Consider the following 26169-nt stretch of genomic DNA (forward strand, 5'->3'; position numbering starts at 1 on the left):
GGTGGCGTCACTCGTCAGTTCGAGCTCGATGCGCATCTCGCCATCGCGGCTCCATACCTGCCGCTGGCGCATGTAGCGCATCAGCGTATCGGCCGAAGCGGTGGCGCGCGGTGGAGGCGGAGGGAGCACTTCCGGCTCTTCGGGTGCCTCCGGCGCTTCGGGCGCGGCCTCTGGCGCCAGAGGCGCGGCCTCGGGAGCGGAGGGCGGTGTGGGAGACTGCAATTGCGACGTGAAGGCCTGCAGCGGGGCGTCTGGGAGGACGGCGGCGCTCGCGAGGAGCGGCAGCACGAGCAGCATCGCGCCAACCAGGCGGGCGAGGCGGCGGCGTTCGGGGGTCGAGCGGGTCATGGCGTGTAGGCGTGTGAGGAGGGGGGACGAGGAGGCGCCGAGGCAAAACCGCGGCGAGGGACGTGACGCGAGGGCATGAAGCAACTGGCCGTATTCGGCGGCGCGCTCCGGCCACAGGCGCAGCACGGCGGCGTCGGCCTCGCGCTCGCGGTCCAGCGCGAGGCCGCGGCCGAGCACGTGCACCAGCGGGTGCCAGACGAACGCCGCTCGCACCAGCCGCTCGCCCACGGCCCACCCGAAGTGCGCGTCGCGGACGTGTGCGAACTCATGGGCTAGCGCCAGCCGGCGCGCGTCGGCGTCGAGGTCCTGGGGAAGCGCGACGAGCGGGCGCCAGAGGCCGACGGTGAACGGCGAGATGGCGTCGTCCACGACGGCGACGCGCACCTGGCGCGTGACGCCCATGCGGCGCGAGAGGCCTTCCGCCTCGTCGCGGACGGGCCGCGTGGCGGCCTGAAGCCTCTGGCGGTACCGCGCGATCCACACCAGCCCCCCGGCGAGGATGAGCAGGGCGAGGGCTCCGGCCACGATCGCCGAGAGCGTGGCACTTCCCACCGCGAGAGCCGTCCAGTCGGTCGCAGGCGCAGGCATCACCTCTGGCGAGAACGAGGGAACGGAGGCGAGAACGTCGGGGATCGCTTCTCGCGAAGCCGACGCCAGAGGCGCCACCGGTTCAGCCGGGAGGATGGACGGCACCCACCGCGCCAGAAGCGGCGGGCCAACAATGCTGAGCGGCAGGAGCGCCACAAGAGAGCCGCGGGTCGCGAGGCCAAGCCGGGCGGAGGGCTGGAGCGCGCGGAGGGTCACCTCCACGAGGAGGGCGAGTACGGTCCAGGCGAAAACAGGCACCCAGAACGCTTCCAGGGCCACGGTGCCGAGGTCTGTGAGGGCGCTACTCATCGGAGGCTGTCGGCTCTGCGCCGAGTTGGTCCAACAGGCGGCGGACTTCGGCCTGCTCCGTCTCCGTCAGCGACTCGTGACCGGCTAGGGTTTGAATCAGCGTCCGGGCGGACCCGCCAAAGACTTTGTCCACGACCGAGGTGAGCAACGACCCGCGCACCTCTTCTGCCGGACGCGCCGGGGTGTAGACGTACGTGGCGCCGTCGCGCTCGATGGAGAGGTAGCCCTTGACTGCGAGGTTCTTGATCACGGTCGCGACCGTCGTGTAGGCCACCTGGTGGTCCATCGCGGCGTGGACCTCGCGGGCCGTGGCTCGTTCGAGGGACCAGACGAGGCGGAGGATCTCCATCTCGGTTCCGCCCAGGGAGGTGATCGGGTTGCGCATGGCATGATTTGATTCGGTTCGAACAAAGGGTACGAACCGGATCGAACCCTGTCAAGTGCGGTACGCGTTTGGCCTCTGGCGCCAGAGGCCAAAACGGCGAGAGGGGACGCCGCGCGTTGCAGCGTCCCCTCTAGGAGTCCATCGCGCCAGAGGCGCCAGTCCGCAGGGCTACTGCGGCGGCAGCTGCATCTGCATGTTCTGCTGCATGGGCTGCACGTCGAGCAGCTCGACCTCGAACACGAGGGCGGCGTTCGGCGGGATCGGGCCACCGGGCGTGCCCTGCTGGCCGTAGCCGAGGTCCGGCGGGAGGTACAGCGTGCGCTTGCCGCCGACCTTCATGCCCATGACGCCCTCGCGGAAGCCGGGAGCGACCTGCGCGAGCGCGAACGTCGCCGTGCCGTCCGTGGACTGGTCGAAGATGGTCCCGTCGGCGAGCTTGCCGACGTAGTTGACCACCACCATGTCCGCGGCGCTCGGCGAAGCGCCGGAGCCCGTCTCCTCGACGGTGTAGAGGAGACCGCTGGAGGTCTTGGTGACGCCAGAGCGGCCGGCGACCTCACCGAGGAAGCGCGTCGCGGCGGCGGCGTTGGTGCCCATGTCGCGGAGCATGCGCTGAGCCGAGGTATCCGTCAGGGCCTGCTGGCGGAGCTGGCGGATCGAGATCGAATCCTGGACCGTGGTCGAGATGCGCTGGAGGTCCTCGTCGCTCAGGCCGGAGGAGTCGCTGTCGAGACCGGCGCGGAAGGCGCGGAGGAAGATCTCGGCGTCGAGGTTGGCCGTGGTGTCGCGGCCAAGGCGGTTGCCCATCTCGTAGCCGAAGAGGTAGGCGAGGCGCGAGGAGTCGGCGTTGAGGCCGTCGCGGAAGCCCTCCTCGAAGGTGGCGAACTCGAAGAACTTGAAGGAAGCGGAGTCAGCCTTGACGCCTTGCGCTGCCTCGAAGCCGAGGGCGTAGGCGAGCTGCTCGAAGGCGTTCATCTCGGAGAGATCGTCGCCAGAGGCGCCGCCCGTGGTCGCGTTGTCACCACAGCCTACGCCGACGACGAGGAGGGCGGCCAGCGCGAAGGGGAGAATGCGGAAAGTCATACGGTCTGAGGATCGAAAAGGAAGGATTCAAGCTACCCGGGCGCCAGAGGCCCCGGTGGGAAGACGTTGGGAACTGAGGGCGTGGGGGAGCTCTCGATGAGATTCCCTGCCGTCAGCCTCTGGCGCGGCGGCCGCGCGCGTCAGGAGCATTCGCCAGAGGCGAGGAGGCCTCTGGCGCGGACGACTACTCCAGGCCTGGCGCCGGCGTGGGCGCGACGATCTCGACCAACTCGACCTCGAACGTGAGCGCTTTGTTGGGGCCGATGGGTCCGCCATTGGTGCCCTGCAGGCCATACGCGAGGCTGGGGGGGATGACCAGCGTGCGCGTGCCGCCCGCCTTCATGCCGGAGACGCCCTCGCCAAAGCCGGGGACCACACCCCTGAGCGCGAACTGCGCGGGCTCCTCGCCAGAGGCGTCGAATTCGGTCCCGTCGGCGAGTGTGCCGGTGTAGCGCACGAGGACGCGGTCGGTCATGGTCGCCTCGGGACCAGTGCCCTCGGTACCGGGGATGACCACCAGGCCACTGGCGCGGACCTCCGCACCCGGGCGCTGGGCGGCCGCGGTGAGAAGGCTATCCGCCTCGCGGGCGCCCGCCTCAATCTGCGCGAGCTTCTGCTGCGCCTCGGGCTCGTCCTGGGCACGCTCGCGCAGGACGTTCATGAACAGCATGTCCTGCACCTGGTTCATGACCGACCGCTTCTGCGCGTCGTCCAGTTGCGAGGCCGGAAACGCCAGGCCCTCGCGGAACGAGGCGAGAAACAGGTCCGGGGACATGCTCAGCGTGGTGTCGGAGCCGACGCGCGAGCCGATCTCGTAGCCGTACATGTACGCCAGGCGTGAGGAGTCGCCCGCGGCGCCGTCCTGGAAGCCGCTGGCGAAGGTGTCGTACGTGAAGTAGGCAAAGCTGGCGGAGTCCTGCTGGACGTTTTTCGCGGCGTCGAAGCCGAGCACGTAGGTCAGCTCACCGACGGTGTCGAGCGTGGAGAGGTCCAGGCGCTCCTGGGCGCGGACGCCAGAGGCGGCGCAAAGCGCGGCGGCGGCGAAAAGGGCGGCGGCGAAAAGGCGGGGCATTCGAATGGGAGGGGTGAGGCGAGGAACCTACCGGCAACGGGGGCTCGCTAGCTTTCGCGTCCGCTTCGCACAGCTTCCATGTCTCGCACCCCGCTTCTCGTCACCTCCGCGCTCCCGTACGCCAACGGGCCGCTCCACCTCGGCCACCTCGCGGGGGCCTACCTCCCCGCCGATCTCTATGTGCGCTACCAACGCCTCAAGGGGCGCGACGTGGTCTACGTCTGCGGGTCCGATGAGCATGGCGCGGCCATCACGCTTCGCGCGAGAAAAGAGGGGACGACGCCCCAGGCTATCGTGGACCGCTACCACGAGGAGTTGAAGCGGGCGCTGGAAGGCTTCGGGATCTCGTTCGACGCCTACGGGCGCACGTCGTCGGACATCCACCGTGAGACGAGCCAGGACATGTTTCTGGCGGTCGAAAAGGCGGGCGGGCTGCGCAAAAAGACGAGCACACAACTTTTCGACCCCGAGGCGGGACTGTTCCTCGCCGACCGCTACGTGACGGGCACCTGCCCCGTCTGCGGCTACGAAGCCGCCTACGGCGACCAGTGCGAGAACTGTGGCTCGGCGCTCTCGCCGGACGACTTGATTGAGCCGCGGAGCACGCTCACGGGCGCCACGCCGGAGCGCCGCGAGACCACGCACTGGTACCTCCCGCTGGGCGAGATGCAGCCCGACCTCCAGGCGTGGATCGACACCAAAAGCGATTGGAAGCCCAACGTGCTAGGACAGGTCCGTTCCTGGCTGCAAGACGGCCTCCAGGACCGCGCCATGACGCGGGACCTCGACTGGGGCGTGCCCGTCCCGCCAGAGGCCGAGGGCGAGACCGACGGCAAGGTGCTCTACGTGTGGTTCGACGCGCCGATTGGCTACGTCTCCATCACGCGCGAGTGGGCGGAGGCGCAGGGCGACCCGGACCTCTGGCGCCGGTACTGGCAGGTCCACGAAGACGAGGCGGGCGAAACAGTCACGCCCGAGTTGATGCACTTTATCGGCAAGGACAACATCGTTTTCCACTGCCTGATCTTCCCCGCGATCCTGATGGCGCAGAACGCAGCGCGGCCAGAACTCCCGCAGTTCGTGCTGCCTGCGAACGTGCCCGCCAACGAGTTCCTCAACCTGGAAGGGCAGAAGCTGAGCACGAGCCGTGGCTGGGCCGTCTGGGCCGAGGAGGCGCTGGAGGCCTTCCCGCTCGACCTCTTGCGCTACGGCCTCGCGGTCAACCTGCCGGAGACGAAGGACGCGGACTTCTCGTGGGGCGAGTTCCAGGCCCGCGTCAACGGCGAGCTGGCCGACGTGGTCGGCAACTTCGTCAACCGCGCGCTGACCTTTGCCGCCCGCTTCTGCGATGGGGAGGTGCCCGCACTCGCGAGCCCATCCGAGAAAGACCGCGCGATGCTGGACGCGCTGCCTCTGGCGTCCGAGAAAGTCGGCGCGGCGTACGAGAAAGTGCGGCTGCGCGACGCCACGCAAGAGGCCGTGGGCCTGGCGCGGCTGGGCAACCAGTATTTGCAGGAGACGGAGCCCTGGAAGACGCGCAAGACCGACGAGCAGGCCATGCGCAACACGGTCCACGTGGCGCTGCAGGTGTGCGCCTCGCTCTCGATCCTGCTGGACCCCGTCGTGCCCGATTCCATGGCGCGTCTCCGCGCGATGCTAAACCTCGGTGCCATCCGCGCCTCTGGCGCGCCGGAAGCTGGAGCCACACCAGAGGCCTCTGGCGCGCTCGGCTGGGAGGACGCGGCCCGACCGGTTCTGGAAGCCGGTCACGCACTGGGCGAGTCCGACATCCTCTTTCGCAAAATCGAGGACGAGGAGATCGAAGCGCAGCGGCAACTTCTGGCGGATCGCTCGGCGTCCGCGTCGGCCTCTGGCGGGGACGCGCCAGAGGCGGAGGGCGAGCCGTATGCGCCTCTGGGAGCCGAGATCGTCTTCGATCAGTTCACGCCGCTGGACATGCGGGTCGGCAAGATCATCGCTGCGGAGCCGCACCCGAAGGCGGACAAACTGCTCCGCTTCGACGTGGATATGGGCTTCGAGACGCGGCAGATCCTCTCGGGCGTGCGCGAGCACCTCGCGCCAGAGGCCATGATCGGCCTCTCGGTCGTGGTCGTGGCCAACCTCGCGCCGCGGACGATTCGTGGGCTGGAATCGCAGGGGATGATCTTGTTTGCGGAGAATCGAGACGGTGCGCTTGTGCCCGTTAGTACGGAGGGGGAACCGGGCGCCATTGTGAAGTAACGCCCGGGTAGACGGGCTGTTTAAGCCTGTTGGAAGGCGTAGGTGGCGTTTGGGAGGGGTGGACAGACCGAGTGCGCTCATACATGGGGCTCCGCCGCCCAGAAATCGGGGCGGCGGGCGATGGGGGGAGGCCGCGCCTGTACGTTGCACACGTCGACACCACGCGACACTGCCAGGGGCGCTCCGCTTGCGGGAGTGCCCTCCCCGACTCTTACCGCTCAGCGTGGCGGTACTCCCCAGCCCTACGACTATGTCCTGGTTCCGCAGCCTCCGTTCCAAACTCGCTTCTTCCACCGACGAGACCGTTTCGCGCCGACGTCTCTTTGCAGGCGCTGGCCTTGCCGCCGGTGGCCTTCTCCTCGCGCCAGAGGCGGCCGCTCGGGACATTGAGCCGGGCACGGTTGTGGACGCGCAGGGACGGCCTGTTACGAGTGCGAACGCGAGCTCCAACCCCTTTCTGGGGCAGTTGATGCTGTTCGGGGGCAACTTCGCGCCGCGGGGGTGGGCCCTCTGCGACGGGCAGCTGCAGGCCATCGCTCAGAACCAGGCGCTGTTCTCCCTGCTGGGGACGGCCTACGGCGGCGACGGGCGGACGACGTTCGGGCTCCCCGACCTCCGCGGCCGCTCGCCCATCGGGCGGGGCCAGGGCCCCGGGCTCGCCCCTGTCTCGTGGGGGCAGAGGGGCGGGAACGAGACGACGACGCTGAGCGCCGCGAACATGCCCCCGCACGTGCACACCCCCACGGCGCCGCAGGTGCAGGTGCGGGGGGCGGGGGCGCAGGCCGTCGGCGTGACGACGGGCGGGGCGGTGAGCGGCGGGGTCCCGGTGGGCTCGACGTCGAGCGCGGGCAACGGCAGCGGCTTCAGCAACCGACCGCCCTACCTCGGGATGTACTGGTGCATCGCTACTCAAGGCGTCTTTCCCTCCCGCAACTAGCTGATCAGTCGCAACGCGCCTATCGCTCTACGCCCTCGTGACGTGGAGGAACTGCCCGCTGTACCTACTTGCCCCGTTTCTATATGTCTTGGTTCCATACGCTTCGTTCGAAACTCGCCTCCTCGTCCGATGAGGCCTCTCTATCGCGCCGTCAACTCATTGCCGGCACCGGGCTGGGTGTAGGAGGCATGATGCTTCCACACGGTGCCGACGCCAAGCCCCTGGACGTAGAACCTGGCTCCGTTGTAGACGCGATGGGGCGTCCGGTCCCCCAAGCTGACGTATCAGGCACTGAGCCGTTTATCGGCCAGCTGATGCTCGTTGGGTTCAACTTCGCGCCGCGGGGGTGGGCCCTCTGCGACGGGCAGCTGCAGGCCATCGCTCAGAACCAGGCGCTGTTCTCCCTGCTGGGGACGGCCTACGGCGGCGACGGGCGGACGACGTTCGGGCTCCCCGACCTCCGCGGCCGCTCGCCCATCGGGCGGGGCCAGGGCCCCGGGCTCGCCCCTGTCTCGTGGGGGCAGAGGGGCGGGAACGAGACGACGACGCTGAGCGCCGCGAACATGCCCCCGCACGTGCACACCCCCACGGCGCCGCAGGTGCAGGTGCGGGGGGCGGGGGCGCAGGCCGTCGGCGTGACGACGGGCGGGGCGGTGAGCGGCGGGGTCCCGGTGGGCTCGACGTCGAGCGCGGGCAACGGCAGCGGCTTCAGCAACCGACCGCCCTACCTCGGGATGTACTGGTGCGTCTCTCTCTTTGGCATTTACCCCTCGCGCAACTAAAACGGCGCTGACTCGCCCCGTCCCGCCAGAAGCCTCTGGCGGGACGACTCTCGTTTCCGCCGTGTCCTAAACATTTTTTACTCCTATGTATCGCTTCTTTTTACTCGCCTGCGCTCTGCTCCTCGCGGGCGCGCCCGCGTTCGCGCAAGGGACTGCAGCGGACGTATCCGGGACCACCGCCGGGGCCCCGACTGCTCTGCTACCCCTATTTAACTCTACGCCTGGTAGCTGCACGCTCAGTGGCACTGCGGACCCGTACGACGTGACGTCCTTCACCGTCGACACCGATGGGGACTACGACGTGACGGTTCTGGAGCCCATCAATGACCCCGCATTTCCTGGCACCGACGACACGGGGCTGATCGTCTATGAGACATCGTTCGATCCCGCGAACGCGTGTACGAACCTCGTAGGCATCGGGAACGAGATCGCTGGAAGCGGACTGACCGTCACGCTGGATGACGCCACGAACTACGTGCTCGTCGTCTTTGGCGTGTTCGGGACCGAGGACGACTACGAGGTTCGCATCCAGGGGCCTGCAGCAACGGTGGTAACGGTTCCTCAGCCGGTTCTCACCACGGAACTCAACGGCGTGCGCGACTACCGCGTGCTCGCGTTGCCCACCGGCGGCACCTACGACGACCTCCTCGCGCCGCTCTGGACGCAAGGTTTCCAGAACTCAGACGACCCTGCCGGCGGTTGCTCGGCGTACGACTACGCCGAAACCGCGGCGAGCTTCGAGGGCGGCTACACCTGCTTTACGGACCAGAACGCGACGTGGCAGCGCGGCCGCGGGGCGTACGTCTACGTGTATGCCGACGATGACCTCACGACTCCGACGGTGATCGACGGCGGGTTCCCCAAGACCCTGAGCGTGGACGATCCCGGCTTCGCGGATGACGGGGCGCCCTTCACGTTCCCCGTAGCGGGCGACGCCGATCCGATCCTCACGTACACGAACAACCCCGGCGTGCCGAGCTACCAGGAGGGGTGGAACCTGCTGGGGAACCCTCTCACGGCCGGCATGGACTGGGACGAGACCGTCCGCGGCGGCGGGCTCACGCCGACGATCTACGTGCTCGACCCGAACTACTTCGGGGGGGACTACCGGACGTGGACGGCGAACATCGGGGGGGACCTCCCGGGCGGTGTCGTCCCGGCGTTCCAGGGCTTCTTCGCCAAGGCCGTCGCGGCGAACCCGACGCTGACCGTTCCCGTAGCGGCCGTGGTCGCGCCAGGCCCGAACGTGTATGGCAAGGACGCCTCTAGCGCTCCGCTCCGCTTCGAGCTCTCGCTGAACGGTGAGCCGGTCTCGGCCGCGTTCGTCGCGGCGGCGCCAGAGGCCGCGCTCGGCCTGGACACGCAGGATGCGTACCGGCTGACGCCCGCAGCATACCCGCGGACGGTTCTCAGCACGCACACGGTCGGTGATGCGGAGGCAACGCCTCTGGCGCTGAACGCACTCCCGGCCGAGGCCACAGGCGAGATCGAGATGGCGCTGGAAGTCGCGGCCGAGGGACACGGAGCCGGGCCTCTGGCGTTGACGCTGGCATGGAGCGGCGCGCTGCCCGAGGGCTGGACGGCGGAGATTGTGGACCGCGAACTGCAGACGACTGTCGCGCTGACGGAGGGAGGGACGTACGCGTTCGAGATGGACGTGCTGCAGGGCGACGCGAAAGCGCGGCCCGCAGGACTCGGCCTCGCGCTCGGTGCCGACGCGGCGCCCCAGGCGAAATCCGCCGGTGCCGCCGTGACCTCTGGCGAGCGCTTCGTCCTTCGGGTCACGCCGCAGTCGGTGACGACCGGGACGGACGCGCCAGAGGCCCCAAGCCTCGCGGTCTCGTCGGTATGGCCGAACCCGGCTTCGCGCCGCGCGGAGATCAAGGTCTCGGTCCCGAGCCCGGAGCACGTCCGCGTCAGCGTCCACGACGCCCTCGGCCGTGAGGTGGCAGTGGCGTACGACGCCGAACTCGCGGCGTCGGCCGATGTCGCGCTGGACCTCTCGCCTCTGGCGGTCGGCGTGTACGCCGTCCGCGTGGTGGGCACGAGCTTCCAGACCGTGCGCTCGATGACGGTCGTCCGCTAGACCGAAGCACTCAGGCCTTTGTGGGGCGGGCGCCAGTGCGGCGCCCGCCCCGCTTGTTTGTCGGAGGCTCGCCCAGGCACCTCACAACCCCTGCCGGTCCACGTTCGCGAGAGGCGCGTCTAGCGGTCCAGCCGCCGCCCCTTCCACTCGAAGCCTGCCCCCATCGCGCCGCCGAGCCCGGCGAGAAGCGTCTGCGGGATGTGCAGCAGCGCGTAGAGCGGGTAGAGCGCGAGCAGACGCCTCTGGCGCAAGAGGCCCGTGGCAGGGACCAGGAGCGAGAGGTCGCCTGCGGTTTTGAGGAGGAAACCGGCGAGGAGCCAGGCGCCGAACGCGGGCCACAGCGGAAGGCCGAGCGTTCCCACGAGTAGCATGACGTAGAAGCCGCCGACCTGCGCGATGAGGAACTGGAGCCGTGCCGGGTAATGCGCGCCTTTGGAGGCCCAGCGCAGGCGTTGCGCCGTGAACTGCCGCAACGTGCGCGCAGGCTGGGTGACAACGGCCGCGTCGGGCCGGGCGACGAACCGGACGCCCGTGGTGGGCGTGTCTCGGCCGGCCGGCGCGTAGGCCAGCTTCTGCATCAGCAACTCGTCGTCGCCGCTGGTCACGTCGTCGATGCCGTCGAAGCCGCCCAGGCGTTCAAAGGCGTCGCGCCGGTAGCCCAGAGAGGCGCCGTTGGCGAGGTGCGGCTGTCCCAATAGGATCCCCCCGGCGCCGAGCGCCATCATGCCCACGAAGTCCAGCGCTTGCATACGCCCGAACAGCCCACCGCTGCCGTCGAAGCGGACCGGGCCGGAGACGAGCGCCGTGCCCTGGTCTGCGAGGCCGTCTGCCATCGCGCGCACCCACGAAGGTGGCACCACGCAGTCCGCGTCCGTCGTCAGCACGATCTCGCCTCTGGCGTGGCCAACGCCGGTCTCGATCGCGCGCTTTTTGTGAGCGCGGATGCGCAGCGGGTCGTGCGGGATGGAGAGCAGCCGTAGGCGCTCCGGGGGCGCGTCCGCCAGAGGCTCGGGCTCGTCATCGCCCGCGAGCACGAGGCCTCGGGCGGGGACGCTCGCGTTGACGGCCTTTTGCACGCGTCGCACGATCGCGGCCGTCGCGTCGGTCGAGTCGTCGTCGGCCACGATGACCTCCAACCGGTCCTCGGGGTAGTCGCTCGCGAGGATGCTCCGCACGCACGCCTCGATGGACGCTTCTTCGTTGCGAGCCGCCACCACGACCGTCACAACGGGGAGTGCGGCCTCTGGCGCCAGAGGCTCGGCGTCGGAGGCCCGCATCGCGCGCGCGAACGCGGCGCCCGAGCGACCGAGGTGCACCGCGTAGTGCACGCCCAGCCCGACCAGCAGCAGTCCGAAAGCGGTCGTCACGAGATGGCGGGAGCGGAGGAGCGAGAGAGGCGGAGCCTCAGGAGGAACGGCACGCCGACGAGGGCCGGGAGGAGCAGGTTGAACCCGAAGATGGCGAGCGAAGCGTTCAACGCCGCGGCTTCGGAAACGCCCGCGCTTCCCAGGAAGAACACCGCCGCGCCCTCGCGGACCCCGAGATCGCCGAGGGTGACGGAGTGGACGGCGCTTTTGGCGAAGAGCACGAGCGCGACGCCAGAGGCCACGGCGCCGACGGCGGCCTGGGGCGCGAAGGCGAGCACGAGCAGCACGAACTGGCTCGCGAAGATGAGGTAGCGGCCGAACGAGAGCGCGAGAAGCGCGACGGCCTCGCGGGTTGGGATGGCGTCGAACGCGCCGAGGGCGCGGCGGACCGGCGCAAAGGGGAGAATGGCGCCGAGGAACGCCCGCGCGGCCGAGGGGTGCAAGACCGCGAGCAGGAGCACGGCGGTCCAGAGCGCGGTGAACACGACCGTCGGCACCCAGAGTGGCGACGGCGCGGCGCTCGTCAGCAGCAGGTGGCCCACGGCGATGAGCCCACCGACAAGGATGGCGGCCAGGGTCGCCACCTTTTCCGCGACTGTGAGCGCGGCGGACTGCCCGGCCGGGAGCGCCCGCAGCAGCGCCGCGCGCCCTGCGATCTCGCCGACGCGGCCGGGGGTAAGCAAACCCAGCGGATAGCCGCCCAGGATCGCGCCGAGAGCGCTTCGAAAGCGCACGTCGGGGGCGAGGTGCGTCACCAGCCGCCACCAGCGGTACGCTTCCAGACTGACGTTTGCGGGCACGAGCGCGAGCGCGAGCAGCAGCGGCGCCATCCAGGCCTCTCGCGCTGCGGCGAGCGCCGCCTCTGGATCCACGACCTGCACAACAAACGCGAGCACGAGCGCCGCGAGGAGCGCCTTCAGGGCGAAGAGGAGGGGGGCAGACACATGCACGCCGCGAAGGTACCGAGCCCCATCGGGGCCCGTCCGTGAGGCGTTGGGGGAGCCTCTGGCGCCAGAGGCTCGGCTTTGTTCAGGCCGCGAGGGCTACGCCGCGCGATCGGCGGAGCGGTCGGCCTCGGTCACTCAGGTCTTGCCTCGCTCGGGCTTTGGGCGCCAGAGGCCCGGGGAGGGGTCGGGCTCTAGCGGAACAGCGGCCGCGCGTCGCGGAGGTCGTACGCGATGCGGAGGGTGGCGAGCGAGATGCCGTCCGGGCTGAACCCGACCAGGCCGCCGAGCACGACGCGCTCCTTGTCCAGGTTCACGATGCCGAGTCCGATGCCGAGCGCGGGCCGGAACGGCACCCGGCCGTCTTCCGCAAGCGCGCCCTGGCCGAACGTCACGTCGGCGCTGACCTGATCGAACACGTCGGTGTAGGCGTTGCCGAGGTAGCCCATGACGAGGGCGTCGATGCCGTAGACGCCGATAAAGTCCCGGATGGGGAAGCGGATGCCGCCGCCGAGCGCGAGCACGTCTCGGCCGACGAACCGGTCGGGCGGGTAGGCCGCCAGGAGCCGGGAGTCCAGGACCGGGAGGTAGTAGAACGGGATCTCCGCGTCGTTCTCGGCGCGCGTGATGATGAGGTTGGAGCGGCCGACGAGCGCCGTGCGCCCGCGGATGGGGAGGTAGCCCAGCGTGCTCACCGCGAAGCGGTTGAAGCGCAGCCCGGAGCCGTCCATCGCGTAGAACCGGCGGCCCTCAAGGCTTACGAACGTGCCTTTGCGTGGGTACGAGCGCCAGTCGCGCAGGTCGCTCGCCACCTCCAGTCCCAGCGAGATGCCGTAGCGCGTCTCGTCCAACACGTTCTGGACGGCCGCGAAGGATCTGGGATCGTCCCGCTCCAGGCGGTCGAGAGCGCCCTGCGAGTCCTCGTCCTCGTCTACCTCGCGGAGCTTGTCCAGCAGGAAGCGCACGCCCGGCTGGAGAAAGAGCCCCGTGTTGCCCAGCGGGTACGCCCCGATCCGTCCTTCGGCATTGATCGAGCTGTAATCGAGGAAAAGACGGTTCTCCTCCGTGGTGTACGGGCCAATGCCGTAGTAGCGCTGCCGCTCGGTCGTGCTCGCCTCAAAAGAGGCGGTCCCGAAAAACGCGGACTCGAATGGGTCCGCCGTAAAGGCCGAGAGCGCGATGGCCTGGTACCGCTGCGAGACGCGGAGGTCGAGCGTGACGTCGCTGCCGTCGAAGAGGATGTTGCGCACGCCGATTCCGGCGCCGATACCAACCCCTCGCGAGTTGGAGTACAGCGCGGATGGCGCGAGGCGCGGGCGGATCTGGATGGGCTCCCGCACGGTGTCGCGAGCGGGCACGAGCGACGCCAGAGGCGCCTGGTAGAACGACCGGGCGGCCTCTGGCGAGGCGGCGGCCGAGTCCGCGAGCGTGGTGTCAGCAGGGACAAGCGCGGAAAGAACGAGAAGGAGGAGGGCGAGCACGGGCCAGGGAGAAGGGGAGAGCAAGGTAGACGCGCCGGTTATCTTTTCGCTCCATCCGGCCTGCCTCTGGCGCCATTCGCATGAAAGTCCTCGTCGTCGGAAGCGGAGGCCGTGAGCACGCGCTGCTCCTCGCGCTTGCCCGCAGCCCCCAGCGGCCCACCCTCCTGTGCGCGCCCGGCAACGCCGGGACGGCGCCCCTGGCGCGCAACGTCCCCATCGCCGCAGACGACATCGACGGGCTGGTTGGGCTCGCCCAATCCGAGGCCGTCGACCTCGTCGTCGTGGGCCCCGAGGTCCCGCTCGTCCTCGGCCTCGCCGACCGGCTCCGCGAAGCGGGCATCGCGACGTTCGGGCCGGACGCCAGAGGCGCGCGCATCGAGGGCTCCAAGGCCTACGCCAACACGCTCATGGACCGCGCGGGCGTGCCCACAGCGCGCTCGCGCACGTTCGAAGCGGGCGACGCCGAGGCGGCGCGGGGCTACGTCGAAGCCCACGCGCTTCCCGTCGTGCTCAAAGCCGACGGCCTCGCGGCTGGCAAAGGCGTCGTGATCGCGGAGTCCACGCCAGAGGCCCTCTCGGCGCTGGACGACATGCTGGGCGGGCAGTTCGGTGAGGCCGGCGCGACGGTCGTGATCGAGGACTTTCTGGAAGGGGAGGAGGCCAGCGTGTTTGCGGTCACGGATGGCGAGGCGGTCGTTTTCCTCGCGACGGCGCAGGACCACAAGCGCATCGGCGAGGGCGACACGGGACCTAACACGGGCGGTATGGGAGCCTACGCTCCGGCGCCCGCCGTCACGCCAGAGACGCTGGAGCAGGTGCGCGAGCGCATCGTGCAGCCGGTCCTGAAGGCACTCCGCGACGAGGGCGCCGACTACCGCGGCGTGCTCTTCTGCGGCCTCATGCTGACGGATTCCGGTCCGCAGGTGATCGAGTTCAACTGCCGCTTCGGCGACCCCGAGACGCAGGTGATCCTGCCGCTCCTGGACTCGGATCCGCTCGACCTCCTCTGGCGCGCGGCCACCCACACGCTCGCGGGCGCCGAAGTCGCCATCTCGCCAGAGGCCGCGGCCTGTGTCGTCCTCGCCTCGGCGGGCTACCCTGGCAGCTACGAGAAGGGCAAGCCGATTGATGGTCTGGACGACGCCTCTGGCGTCGCGACCGTCATCCACGCCGGGACGCGGCGCGAAGGCGACGAGGTGGTGACGAACGGCGGGCGCGTGCTCGGCGTCGTCGGGCGGGGGGCGACGCTCGTGCAGGCGCTCGGCGCGGCGTACGAGGGCGTGGACCTCATGACGTTCGAGGGCAAAACGTTCCGGCGCGACATCGGCCGCCGCGGCCTCGCGCACGTGGTGGACCCGTGAGCCTTTGGCGCCAGGGGGGGCGGGCCCGAGCCAGGCCGGAAGTACCCCCCGCTTTGCTCCCCTTCGGTCGCAACGCTGTCCCCCTTGTCAAGGGGGACAATTCAGTTCCAGCCTGCGATGACCTTCCCGGTAGAACAAAGAAGCAGATTGTCCCCCTCCCCGAGGGGGAGAGGTTGACCGCCGTGCAGGCGTGTCAACCGGGGGGTAGCCGCGCCGCGCCGTGGTCCCTGCCTCTGGCGCTCGGGGCCGGTCCCTTTCGGGACCTCTGGCGCATCGCGTTGCTCGTGATGCTAGCCGCAGGATGCTCGGGGCCGCCAGAGGCAGCCTCTGGCCCCCACGCAGCGGGCGTGTCCTTCGAGGCGCCGCCCGTCGTCACCACCTTGAGCCTGAACGTTCCTTTCCTCGCGCTCGCGCCCACTACGGACGGCCTGCAGGTGTTGTCGGAGCGAGGCGTAGAGCTTGTCCGGTGGAGCGGGTTCGGCTTGCTCCCCCGGGTGTCGCAAGAGGCCGTCGGTACGCGCGACGTACGGGGAGGCCTCGATCTCGACGCCACGAACGGCCAAGACCTCTACGTCGCCGACGGCGCCCGCGTGCTGCGTTTCTCTAACGAGGGCCGTCTCGTCCAAACCATCCGCATTCCCGCCGTAGACCGACTCTTCGTCGCCGCGCCAGAGGCCGCTCCGTCCGGCGAGGCCGTCGCCGTCGCCTCTGGCGCCGAAGGGACTGTGTTCGTCGCCGAGGCCTCGCGCGGCGTGGTGCAGGTGTGGCGCGACGGGCAACTCGTGGACGTGCTCGAAGGCTTCGGTGAGCCTGTGGCCCTCGCCGTCGTGGGGCGGCGCCTGTTCGTTGCCGACCGCCAGAGGCAGAGCGTGGACGTCCGCGATACCGCCGGTCAGCCTCTGGAGACGTTGGACGCCAAAGAACTCGGCGGCGTGACAAACGTGTCGGCAAGCGAGACGGGCGTTCTGGTCCTCGGACCGCGCGGCGTGCTGTTGTTCTCGCCAGAGGCCGAACGCCTCTGGCGGGTCGACATTGAGAGCGAGGCGCCCGTCCTTGACGCGGCGATCCACGACGGCGTGCTGTTCGCGCTGACGGCCCGCGCGCTGACGGCGCTGGGCCGCGTCCCGCCAGAGACCTCTGGCGCCGGCGAAGCGCCTTGAACACGCCCCGGCGCCCCGCTACGTTCAGGCGTCACTCTGCCCCCGATTGCTCCCGCGCCGTTCTCGACTCCCGTTCCCCCTCGCGACCGGCGTGACGCGCAGAGCCCTCCGTTTCTTCCTGCCTCTGGCGACGGCCGTGCTGTGCAGCATCGGCGCGCAGGCGCAGGACATTCCGGAGGGGCCGGGGTTGGGCGCCGAGCGCGATACCGTAGAGGTGCAGGCGGGCGCGGGATTTCTCCAACTCCGCGGGCCCATCGCGCCACGCTCCGTCCGCGTGGACGTGATCGCGCCCGAGGCCCGCACGCTGGAGCCGGGCGCGTACCTCGTGGACCTCGCCTCTGGCGCGTTCCGGCTCGTGGCCCCGTTCGACACGCTGACGACGCTCGTGATCGCGTACCGGACGCTCCCCCGCGTCGTCGCGCCTGCGCCGCTTCCGCGCTTCGAGGAGCCGGAGACGGACTCCACGGGGCGCCAGAGGCCGCCGCCCCGGACGGGAGCCTCTGGCGCGAGCACCGTCACCACGAGCGGGAGCATCACGCGCGGCGTCGTGGCCGGGAGCAACCGCGACGTGTCGCTGACCTCCGGGCTCCGGCTCGATATCGGCGGTGAGATCGCGCCCGGCGTAACGGTCAGCGGCGCGCTGACGGACTCCGACACGCCCATCGTGCCGGAGGGCACTACCCAAACGCTCTCGGACTTCGACCGCGTCTTCGTGCGCGTGGACGGCCCGGGAGCGGCAGCCCGCCTGGGCGACATCGACCTCGCGCTCGACGGCACCTCGTTCGCGCCCATCCGCCGCAAGGTGCAGGGCGCCGCGCTCTCCGTCAATGTGCCCGCCAGAGGCTGGATCTCGGGCGGCAGGGTGGAGGCGGGCGCCTCCGCCGTGCGCGGCCGCTTCCGCTCGCAAGACCTCCTCCTGATCGAGGGCGTCCAAGGCCCATACCGGCTCGAAGGCGACCGCGGCGAGCCGTTCGTGCTCGTCGTGCCCGGGTCCGAGCGTCTCTACTGGGACGGCCGGCCTCTGGCGCGAGGGCGCGACTACACCGTGGACTACGGGACCGGCGAGGTGACCTTCACCGCCGAGAACCTCGTGACCGCCGAGCGCCGCGCGACGGTCGACTTTGAGTACTCCGCCGGTGGCTACGCCCGCACACTCTCGGTCGCCGGGGCGTCGCTGGACTTCGGCCGCTCGCCTGCGGCCTCTGGCGCCAGCGGCCCGCTGGGCACGTTCGGGATCCGTGTCCTGCGCGAGGCCGATGCGCCCGGGTTGGGCGACGCGCTCGGGCTCAGCGAGACGGACCTCGACTTGATCGCCGCTGCCGGCGACCGCGACGTGCTCGTGCCCGGCGAGACGCGCGTGCCGTTCGACCCCGAAAGCGCCACGCTGCTCTACACCGCCCGCGACACGACGCTGGCCTCTGGCGAGACCGTCCGCATCTTCGTCCCCGCGAGCGCGAGCGCTGATTCGGTCTTCCGGGTCCGCTTCTCGCGCGTGAGGCAAGGGCAGGGGACGTATCGCCGTGCGGGGCAAGCGCTCAACGGGATCCTCTACGAATATGCCGGACCCTCTGGCGGGGACTACGTGCCGTTCCGCATCCTGCCCCGCCCGGCCTCGCGCACCGTTCTGGACGTGCGTGCAAGCGCCGAGCCTCTGGCGGGGCTGACCGCCTTCGGTGAACTCGCGCGCTCCCTGGACGATGCCAACACGCTCTCGGACCTGGACGCTGCAGACGACGGCGCGACGGCCTACGAGACCGGCCTCCGCTTCGCGCCAGAGGCCTACGCGTGGGGCACCGTCGAGGCCAGCCTCTTGCGCCGCGACCGCGCGCGCGACTTCCGCACGCTGGACCGTGTCCGCGCCATCGACTACAACCGGCGCTGGAACCTCGCGCGCGCCGGGACGCCCTTCGAGGCGTCCATCGACTCGCTCGGCGAGACGCTGACCGAGGGACTTGCGCGCGTCACCGCCAGAGGCCTCGGCACCGTCGGGCTCGAAGCGGGCAAGGTCGCGCTCGGCGCCTACCGCGCCCGCCGCGCCGGGCTCACCGCTGGGCTCTTGCCCGACGCCCGCGACCTGCCTCTGGCGAGCTACGCGCTCGACGCCGTGGACTCCAGCGGCGACGACCCGCTGCTGGGCTCGGGCTCGTTCTTTCGCCAGAGGCTCGGGCTTCAGCGAGCGCTTCTGGGCGGACGCCTCACGCCGAGCCTCGGCCTGGAGCAAGAGACCCGCGAGCAGATCGGCGGGGCGCTGCCGCAGGACTCGCTCCTGGCGGCGACCTACAGCTTTGTCGCCGTCCAGCCCGGTCTGGCGTACACCTCGCGAGGGCTGAGCGCCAGCGGCCAACTCGACCTCCGGCAAGAGTCAGAGCCTCTGGCGCCTGCGGGCACGGCTGAGGACCTGGCGGACGCGGCGCGGTCGCTCGGCATCGAGGGCACGCTGCGCGTTCAGGGCGCGGCTGGCTTCCGCTCGGACCTCCGCGCGGCCTTCCGCCAGAGGCAGTTCACCGACGCCTTTCGCGAACGTGGGCGGCTGGATACCGAGAGCCTCGCGCTGGACTGGACCGCCCGCGCGGCGCCTCTGGCGCGAGGGCTCGATGTCCGCACGCGCTACGTGGCGCTGACCGAGCGCACGCCGGTCCTGCAAGAGGCCTACGTCCTCGTCGGCCCCGAGGCTGGCCTGTACGTCTGGCGCGACGGGCAGGGAGAGCCGCGCGCCGGCGAGCCCGACGGCCGCCAGCAGGTCGACGAGTTCTTTCCCGAGACGACGCCCTACGAGGGCAGCTACCTCCGCACGTTTGTCCCCTCCGACGAACTGGTGCCCAGCGTCGGCGTGGACGCGCAACTGGCGCTCCGCATGGACGGTGCCCGCCTCGCCGAGCGCTACGGCGCCACGCTCCTGCGCCACCTCGACGCCAGAGGCTCGGCGGAGGTGCGCGAGAAAACGGCCTCTGGCGGACTGCTCCGCGTGCTCCTCCTGGACCCCGGCGTGCTCCAACAGCGCCCCGATGGCGACGCCGTCGGCACGCTGGACGGGCGCTTCCGTGCCGAGGGAGAGGTCTCTCTCTTTCCGCGCGACGCCCGACGTGGTCTCCGGCTGGGAGGGGACCACCTGACGACGACACGCAGGCTCGCCGCCGGTGCTGAAGCGCGCCTCACCCAATCGCTCCGCGCCGAAGGCCGCCTCGCGCTCGGTCCCGCGTTTCTCGCGCGGCTCACGCTTCGCACCGAGCGCCGCCGCGCCACCAGCACGGCCTTCGCCACGCGCACCTTCGACATCGGCGCGCTCACGCTGGAGCCGTCCGTGACGTGGACGCCCTCGCCAGAGGCCACCGTCACCCTCGGCGCCTTTGCCTCCACCCGCACGGACCGCCTCGCGACCGCGACAGCGCCGGACGGCGCGCTCCTCGTCCGCGTCCCCGCCGACGCCCGGTGGGCGCCCAGCCGCCGCGTCTCGCTGACCGCTCGCGCCGAGCTGTCCGTCGTGAGCCTGCGCGGGGCCTCTGGCGGCGGCCTCGCCCTCTACGAGCTCACCGACGGGCGCGGCGCCGGCACGTCCGCGCTGGGCGGGGTCCAGGCCACGCTCGGCGTGACCGAGGCCATCCGGGCGACCGTCACTTACGACGCGCGGCTTCCGGCTTCGGCGCCGCTCGTGCAAACGGTTCGGGTCACGCTGTCCGCTGTTTTTTAGACCTCTGGCGCCGTTTTGTCGGGAGATCCGGTGCAGTCCTGATCGCGCCAGAGGCGGTAACAGTAGCGTAACAGCTAGCCGCCATCTTGGCCGCGTGATGCTCCTTTGGACGGGCAGCGTCGCGACCTCCCACATCTCCCGTTTCCGTGACGTCTTTCCCTGCCCGCGCCCGGCGGTGGGGCCGAGCGCTTCCATGCGTCGGCCTTGCTCTCTTTGGCGCGCCTGCGGCATTGGCCCAGGCGGACCCCACCATGGCGACACGCTCCGATAGCACCGCGTCGCCAGAGGCTTCGGTCTCCGTGGCGCCGCCCCCCGTTGAAGCCGCGCCTACGATCCGCTTTCGCGGCCTCGGCTTTTTCGACTACGACTACACGTTAGCCTCTCCGGTCGAGGGAGAAGCGGGGGCCAACACCTTCGACTACCGCCGGTTGTACCTCACGGCGGATTACACACTGTCCGACGCGTTCGACGGCCGGTTTCGGCTCGAAGCGCAGAGCTCGTCCACCACGGCCCAGGGCCGCCCAGCGCCGTTCGTCAAAGACGCCTTTATCCGTTGGAAGGGGCCTCTGGCGGAGGGGCACTCCTTTCGTCTCGGCCTCCAGCCGCCCCCGCTGCTTGAAGTCGTCGAGCGGGTCTGGGGCTACCGCAGCCTGGACCGCACCCTTCTCGACCGCGCACGCGCCAACGACTCCCGCGATTTCGGGCTCCGCGCCGACGGGCCTCTGGCGCCTCGCGTGAGCTACTCGCTCATGGTCGGAAACGGCCGGGGACTGGTCGAGGAACGCTCGACCGAGCGGGGCAAGCACGTCTACGGCCAACTCCAGGCACGTCCCACCGAAGCCACCTTCGCCACGCTCGGCCTGGACTACACGCCCCACGAAGGCGAAGGCGAGGAGCGCGACGAGAGCGTCAAGGCATCCGCCTTTTACGGCGCCTCTGGCGAGACCGTCCGCGCCGGCGTCGAGGCCTACGCCGTCTATACCAACTACCAGGACCCCTCGCTTGAACCCACGCAGGGCGTCGGCGCGAGCGCGTTCGGGGTCTACCTCTTCGGCGCCAGAGGCGAGTACCGCCTTATCGGCCGCTACGACTTCGTGCAGGGCGCCGCGCGCCGCGCCGACGCCGACGAGCACTACGGGCTCCTGGCGTTCTCCTACGCGCCCATCCCTAGCGTGGAGGTCATGCCCAACGTTCTCGTCTCGGCCTTCGAGGGCCAGGACGCCTCTGTCACTGGCCGCGTCACGGTCTCCGCACGGTTCTAGCCATGAAGCTGTTCAACTTCCTCTCGGACGCCAAGCCGCCGCTGATCGCGCAAAGCGTCAACGATCTCATCGCGATGGTGGACCGCGCGGGCGAGATGTTCGACGCGGCCACAGGCGCGCTGCTGGACAACGAAACCATCCAGGTGGACCTCGCCGAAATGGACGAGGACATCAACATGCGTGAGGCGCTGATCCGCCGCGCGGTCTTGGAGCACGTCGCCGTCAACCCGCAGCAGGAGCTGTCGTTCAGCCTCATCATGGTCTCCGTCGTGCAAGACGCGGAGCGGTGCGGCGACCTCGCCAAAAGCATCGCCAAGGCGACGGCGCTGTCCACGGCGCCGCGGATGGGCGCCCACGTCGGAGAGCTATCCGCCATCCGGGACCGCGTGCACGCGCAGTTCCCGCGCGTCCACGCCGCCTTCTCTGCTGGCGACCGCCAGGGCGCGAACGAGGTGATGGCCGAGCACGAGGCGCTCAAGCGCGACATCGGCGTGTACCTCCAGGCCCTCGCGAGCGCGACGGACCTGACGCCCAACCAGGCGCTCGTCCTCGGGATCTCCGCTCGTATGATCGGCCGGGTCTCCAGCCACCTGTCCAACATCATCTCGGCCGTCGCGCTCCCCTTCGATCAACTCCGCCGCGCCCCGCGCGAGTCCGGCGGCGATCGATAACCCTCTTTTCAGACTTCCCCACCCACGTTCATGGCCACCCCCACCCGCCCTCACGACGAGGACCACACCGACCTCAAGACGGGCGTCGTCCCCCTCACCGATGACGACCTCGATGGGGACCCGCTGACGCCTGCCCAAGGGCTGCCGCTGTGGGTCCGCATCCTGCTCCTGATCGGCGTGATGATGATGTTCATCGTCGCGCTGGAGCTCATGGGCGACGGCATCAAGGGGCTGGGCAAGAGCTCGTTCGACCTCGAAGGCATCCTCGCGAAGGCCACAGGCAGCGCGTTGCTCGGTCTTATCACGGGCATCCTCGCGACGAGCTTGGTCCAGTCGTCCTCCACGACGACCTCGATCGTGGTGAGCCTCGTGGCCACAGGCGTGCTCTCCGTCGAAAGCGCGATCCCGGTCATCATGGGCGCCAACATCGGCACGACGGTGACCAACACCATCGTCTCGATGGGCCACATTACGCAGCCGGAGGAGTTCCGCCGCGCGATGGCGGGGGCTACCGTCCACGACTTCTTTAACTGGCTGGCCGTCCTCATCCTGCTCCCGCTGGAGCTCCTCTTCGGCATCATCTCGAAGCCCGCGACGGCCCTCGCCAACTCCATCCCGGGCGTCGAAGGCGGCGGCCTGGGCGACACGCCGTTCGACATGTTCGCGAAGTGGATCGGCGGCTCCTTGCTGGGCGAGAACCCGTGGTTGATTGCGGGACTCGGCCTGCTGCTGCTGTTCATCGCGCTCCGCTACCTCGTGGTGCTGCTCAAGAGCATGGTGCTCGGCCGCAGCGAGGGCGCGCTCGACAAGTACATCTTCGGCAAGCCGCTTCTGGCGATGGGTTTCGGACTGGTGCTGACGTTTCTCGTGCAGTCCTCGTCGGTCACGACGAGCCTCGTGGTGCCCCTGATCGGCGCAGGCGTCCTGACCGTCCGGCAGGTGTTTCCGTACATGCTCGGCAGCAACGTCGGGACCACGGCCACGGCGCTTCTGGCAGCGCTGGTCGCCATCTCCGGCGGCGAACCGGCGGCCGTGGCGGGGCTCACCATCGCGCTGTGCCACATGATGTTCAACGTGTTCGGCATCGCCATTGTCTACCCGATCTCGTTTATCCGCGAGATCCCGATCCGGATGGCGGAGTTCATCGGCGACCTCGCGTTCAAGAACCGCTTTTACGCCATCGCCTACCTGTTGGGGCTGTTCTACGCGCTCCCGCTGGTTCTGGAGTTCGTCCTCGGCGCGATCCGGTAACCTCTGGCGATCCTCGGAGAGCCTCTGGCGGCTGCGGTCGCCAGAGGCTCTTTGCTTGTTTTGTGCCAGCGGAGGGGCGCCGCGTCTACTAGAACCCTACGCTAGTCGGGAGTGGAGTCCGGGCATGCCACGTCGGCGCGGGGGCGCGGCCTCTGGCGGTTGGGGCCATTGACGGCGATCTCGAAGCGCATGCAGTCGAGCTGTTGTCCCTCGAGCCCTAGAAGGTGGACCGTCCCGGTGAGAACGCGGAGCGAGTCGGTGGGGGCGCGGTCGGCGAGGTCCAACGCCAGAGGCAGATCGACGGTCTCGGTCCGGGCGCCGAACGAGCGATGCGTCACCGTCCCGGCCGACGCATGGCGCGGGACCTCGGCGGCGAGGTTCACGCGAGCGGGCGTCGGCTCCGGTTGCGGGCACGGGGTCCGCACGCAGTAGTGCGCGACGCGCTGGTGGACCTGAACCCGGAGCGTCAGGACGGTCCGGCTGCCGTCCCGTGCGATGGCGTCCGGCGCGATCACCGCGTTGCTGATGGAGAGGGGAGGCGGGACCGCGCCAGAGGCCAGGAGCAGGAGAAGGACGACGTGCAGCATGGATCTGGCGCCAGAGGCTATTCGGCCAGGCGACTGACGACGCCTCTCGCGATGGTCTCCATCTGATCGAGGTTGCACACCTGCTGCCGGGGCTCGTAGCTGTAGTCCGCAGACTTGAGCTCGACCATGTCCACGCCGCTGGCGACCGTGAGGATGCTGTTCTGGTTCTCCAGCGGGCTCAGGTCGTGGATGACTCGCGTGGCGGCGTCGCCGAGGCCTGAGATGTCGCGGCGGCTCCGCTGATCCGCGAAGTTCATCGAGGCGCTTTGCGCGGCGAGAGCGGTGCGCTCGTTCGAGAAGTGCGAGACGAGGAGGATGAGCCCGCCCGACTGCCCCTGGCGGTTGTACGTCCGGTTGCAGTTCTGGCCCTCCGTCTCAAACGGAGTGGACTTGACCCGAAGGCCCGTGACGCCGCACACGCGTTCCACCTCGGCGAGCGGCAAGATCACGTCGCAGTCCGCCAGAGGCGTGACCTCGGGCGCGGCCTGGGGTGCAGGCGTCGCCTCCGCCTCGGCGACGTTCTCGCGCCACTCCGCGATCGCGCCAGAGGCCCACGCGGGAGGTTCGAGGGGATCTGGCTCGCCATAGACGCCCGCGCCGGCCAGCCGTGAAAGGCCGCTGGCGTCGAACAGCCCCCACACGTCCTCGACGGTCATTTCCGGGTCCTGAGCCCGTACGATGACGTGGAAACGGTCGGCCAGAAGGATGTAGGCCTCTGGCGCGCCTGAGGATGGCGTGTAGCTGCGCCCGACGCCGCCCTCCAGCGTTCGCGCCTCGCTGACCTCGCCCGTCGTGCTGATGCTGAGGCCTTCGCCGGTCATGACTGCGCGCCTGTGCCGCTCAAGACTGCTCGGGTTGTCGACGTAGTCGTACACCGAGAACTCGACCTCCTGGTCCATCGTCGGCGGCATCCGGTAGCGCACGTTGGCGTAGCTGTAGCTGTATTCGGATTCGCTCTCGCTGTCGTTGAGGCCGATCGACCTCAGGTTGGGCTCGCGGCCTCCGAGTTCGGCCGGGTAGTACGCCAGAAGCTGTGGCGGCGTAAGCCTCTGGCGGACCGCTGGATCGTCCGATACCAGCCGGACTTCGACGGGGCCGCTGGCGCTAGAAGCCGTCACGGCGGCGGAATCGCCAGGGGCGGGATCTCCGCCGCAGGCGAGGAGAGGGAGGGCGGCAAAAGTCAGGAGAACGCGAGTCATCACGAGGGGGGAGGAGAGGGGAGGTCTGGCGCCAGAGGCCGGGGCGGATCAGCCCTGAAGCCGGAGCGTGCCGTCGGGCTCGAATCGGATGTCATCGGTGCAGGCGAGCGGTGTTGTCTCTTCCTGGTTCTCTGCGCGGTTGCGCCCGTGACGCCCTGCCGCGCGGCTGATCGTGTTGAGGGTCGTCGTGATGGCGGCAATGCCGAACGGATCGGCAAAGACTCGCAAGAGGCTGCTCGGGCCCCCCGTGATGTCCGCGATGTGGAGGGTGAGCGCCCCGCCGTCGCACAGGGCCACCACCTTAAAGGTGATGTCCACGTCGTTCATGCGCCGCACACTCCCGCTGGTGTTGAGGTCCGCTTTCGCGGTCACCATATTGAGCAGCGTGGCATGGCGCCGCATTGAAAGGTGCTGTGGACCGCGCCTACGCCCCCACTTGTACGGATCCAGGGGTTGGCCTGTCGCGATGAGGTGGCCCATCGAGGCTTCCAGCATGGAGCGAAGCGTCTCTCCGGGGATGACCTCAGGCATCATCGGGATGGTGACGCGCGCGCCGTCCAGGTTCCACGAGGGCGATGCGCGCAGGTCTTCATCCGTCGCGACGACCAGCGAGGGCGTAGACGCGCGGTCGTTGCGCAGCCACGTCGGCTCCAGTTCTTGGTCGTAGATGTGGAGCGCCTCGCTCCAACTCCCGGTCGAGTTGACGACCAGCGCCACGCGATCGATGCACCAGTCGTCTGTGCTGTTGGTGCCGAACTCGATGCGCGAGATGTCGCGGACGGTCGAAATCCCTGGCATCATGATCTCGTAGGTCTCCATCGCTCCACGCCTGCGGTCGTCCCCGCCGCGGTCTATCCAGAACCGTGTGGCGTCGTCGGATGCCGTCGCAACGGCAGCGCCTCCGGTACTAGTTCCCGGCGCCGAGGTGGCGTTGCCTCTGCGGTCCTCTGGCGAGTGGAGGCGCACCCAAACCTCGCCCTCGGTCCCGCCGCCCTCCACGTTGCAGGTGTGGACGCGGATCTGCGTGCGCCAGACCGGCACACGGTCCAGAAGGGCCTGGGGCGAGAGCGGGGCGAGCGTCGCCGTCTGAATCTGAACGGGCGCGACGCGAGGCGACGGCTCGGGAATGGGCTGCGTGGGGCGGGTCGGGATCGGGCTCGGCCTCCGTACGTCGGGGAGCGGGCGGATCTGTGCGGCAGACGCCAGAGGCCAGAGGACGAGCAGTAGGAGAGCGTATCGCATGGCGGCGTCGGGCTGAGGAGGGGGAGGCAGACTGCCTCTACCTACCGGACTTCTCCCGACATACCGTCAAGGCGCGACGACTCTTCCGCCGCCCGTGGTGGCCTGCGTCGCCAGAGGCCCGCACG

General features: G+C 69.7%; 20 protein-coding genes. 10 read left to right on the forward strand and 10 right to left on the reverse strand.

The genetic code is table 11. The features are described 5' to 3' along the window. From BSZ36_RS04710 to BSZ36_RS04725, 4 genes are all read right to left on the reverse strand, one after another. Positions 1-1245 (reverse strand): M56 family metallopeptidase (locus tag BSZ36_RS04710; RefSeq protein ID WP_143536754.1); only part of this gene is annotated, 1245 nt, incomplete at its 3' end. Beyond that, the gene (locus BSZ36_RS04715; protein WP_094546498.1) at positions 1238-1630 is read right to left on the reverse strand and encodes a BlaI/MecI/CopY family transcriptional regulator; all 393 of its coding nucleotides are present in this window, start codon (positions 1628-1630) and stop codon (positions 1238-1240) included. The genes BSZ36_RS04715 and BSZ36_RS04710, both read right to left, overlap by 8 nt. Before the next feature lie 168 nt (positions 1631-1798). Continuing rightward, positions 1799-2713 (reverse strand): FKBP-type peptidyl-prolyl cis-trans isomerase, encoded by a 915-nt coding sequence (locus BSZ36_RS04720; protein ID WP_094546500.1) that lies wholly within the window; start codon positions 2711-2713, stop codon positions 1799-1801. Positions 2714-2897: 184 nt separating this feature from the next. Further along, a complete protein-coding gene (locus tag BSZ36_RS04725; RefSeq protein ID WP_094546502.1) occupies positions 2898-3785 on the reverse strand; it encodes an FKBP-type peptidyl-prolyl cis-trans isomerase in 888 nt (295 codons plus the stop codon). 78 nt (positions 3786-3863) lie between these two features. On the opposite strand from BSZ36_RS04725, the gene metG reads away from it, so the two are divergent. From metG to BSZ36_RS04745, 4 genes are all read left to right on the forward strand, one after another. After that, positions 3864-6026 carry a methionine--tRNA ligase gene (gene metG, locus BSZ36_RS04730; protein WP_094546504.1) on the forward strand — a complete coding sequence of 721 codons (2163 nt, stop codon included), beginning with the start codon at positions 3864-3866 and terminating at the stop codon, positions 6024-6026. Positions 6027-6276: 250 nt separating this feature from the next. Then, positions 6277-6963 carry a phage tail protein gene (locus BSZ36_RS04735; protein ID WP_218827560.1) on the forward strand — a complete coding sequence of 229 codons (687 nt, stop codon included), beginning with the start codon at positions 6277-6279 and terminating at the stop codon, positions 6961-6963. A gap of 188 nt (positions 6964-7151) precedes the next feature. After that, positions 7152-7745: a phage tail protein gene (locus tag BSZ36_RS04740; protein WP_218827561.1), complete on the forward strand. Its 594-nt coding sequence runs from the start codon at positions 7152-7154 to the stop codon at positions 7743-7745. Positions 7746-8007: 262 nt separating this feature from the next. Beyond that, on the forward strand, positions 8008-9831 hold the full coding sequence (locus tag BSZ36_RS04745) for a T9SS type A sorting domain-containing protein (protein WP_094546509.1): 1824 nt from the start codon (positions 8008-8010) through the stop codon (positions 9829-9831). Between the two features lie 119 nt (positions 9832-9950). Here BSZ36_RS04745 and BSZ36_RS04750 read toward each other — a convergent pair whose 3' ends face one another. The 3 genes from BSZ36_RS04750 to BSZ36_RS04760 all read right to left on the reverse strand — a co-directional run bounded on the left by BSZ36_RS04750 (position 9951) and on the right by BSZ36_RS04760 (position 13623). Continuing rightward, complete coding sequence (locus BSZ36_RS04750; protein ID WP_094546511.1) at positions 9951-11198, reverse strand: glycosyltransferase; 1248 nt, start codon at positions 11196-11198, stop codon at positions 9951-9953. Further along, positions 11195-12142, reverse strand: a complete 948-nt coding sequence (locus BSZ36_RS04755) for a lysylphosphatidylglycerol synthase domain-containing protein (protein WP_179271025.1) — start codon at positions 12140-12142, stop codon at positions 11195-11197. Before BSZ36_RS04755 ends, BSZ36_RS04750 begins: the two co-directional genes overlap by 4 nt. A gap of 194 nt (positions 12143-12336) precedes the next feature. Next, on the reverse strand, positions 12337-13623 hold the full coding sequence (locus BSZ36_RS04760) for a BamA/TamA family outer membrane protein (RefSeq protein ID WP_094546515.1): 1287 nt from the start codon (positions 13621-13623) through the stop codon (positions 12337-12339). A gap of 80 nt (positions 13624-13703) precedes the next feature. Here BSZ36_RS04760 and purD point away from each other — a divergent pair, with 80 nt between their 5' ends. From purD to BSZ36_RS04790, 6 genes are all read left to right on the forward strand, one after another. Beyond that, positions 13704-14984: a phosphoribosylamine--glycine ligase gene (gene purD / locus BSZ36_RS04765; RefSeq protein ID WP_094546517.1), complete on the forward strand. Its 1281-nt coding sequence runs from the start codon at positions 13704-13706 to the stop codon at positions 14982-14984. A gap of 173 nt (positions 14985-15157) precedes the next feature. Continuing rightward, the gene (locus tag BSZ36_RS04770; RefSeq protein WP_143536755.1) at positions 15158-16144 is read left to right on the forward strand and encodes an NHL repeat-containing protein; all 987 of its coding nucleotides are present in this window, start codon (positions 15158-15160) and stop codon (positions 16142-16144) included. 91 nt (positions 16145-16235) lie between these two features. Beyond that, positions 16236-19832 carry a hypothetical protein gene (locus BSZ36_RS04775; RefSeq protein ID WP_143536756.1) on the forward strand — a complete coding sequence of 1199 codons (3597 nt, stop codon included), beginning with the start codon at positions 16236-16238 and terminating at the stop codon, positions 19830-19832. A gap of 251 nt (positions 19833-20083) precedes the next feature. Beyond that, on the forward strand, positions 20084-21094 hold the full coding sequence (locus tag BSZ36_RS04780; RefSeq protein WP_143536757.1) for a hypothetical protein: 1011 nt from the start codon (positions 20084-20086) through the stop codon (positions 21092-21094). A gap of 2 nt (positions 21095-21096) precedes the next feature. Continuing rightward, positions 21097-21765, forward strand: a complete 669-nt coding sequence (locus BSZ36_RS04785) for a PhoU domain-containing protein (protein ID WP_094546525.1) — start codon at positions 21097-21099, stop codon at positions 21763-21765. A gap of 30 nt (positions 21766-21795) precedes the next feature. Further along, positions 21796-23016 carry a Na/Pi symporter gene (locus BSZ36_RS04790; protein WP_094546527.1) on the forward strand — a complete coding sequence of 407 codons (1221 nt, stop codon included), beginning with the start codon at positions 21796-21798 and terminating at the stop codon, positions 23014-23016. Positions 23017-23117: 101 nt separating this feature from the next. Here BSZ36_RS04790 and BSZ36_RS04795 read toward each other — a convergent pair whose 3' ends face one another. From BSZ36_RS04795 to BSZ36_RS04805, 3 genes are read right to left on the reverse strand one after another with little or no spacing between them, the layout of a single operon-like run. Continuing rightward, complete coding sequence (locus BSZ36_RS04795; RefSeq protein WP_094546530.1) at positions 23118-23603, reverse strand: hypothetical protein; 486 nt, start codon at positions 23601-23603, stop codon at positions 23118-23120. 17 nt (positions 23604-23620) lie between these two features. Then, positions 23621-24802: a hypothetical protein gene (locus tag BSZ36_RS04800; RefSeq protein WP_094546532.1), complete on the reverse strand. Its 1182-nt coding sequence runs from the start codon at positions 24800-24802 to the stop codon at positions 23621-23623. A gap of 48 nt (positions 24803-24850) precedes the next feature. Beyond that, complete coding sequence (locus BSZ36_RS04805) at positions 24851-26044, reverse strand: hypothetical protein (RefSeq protein WP_094546534.1); 1194 nt, start codon at positions 26042-26044, stop codon at positions 24851-24853. Between the last annotated feature and the right edge of the window lie 125 nt (positions 26045-26169).

The organism is Rubricoccus marinus, from assembly GCF_002257665.1.
GTDB lineage: Bacteria > Bacteroidota > Rhodothermia > Rhodothermales > Rubricoccaceae > Rubricoccus > Rubricoccus marinus.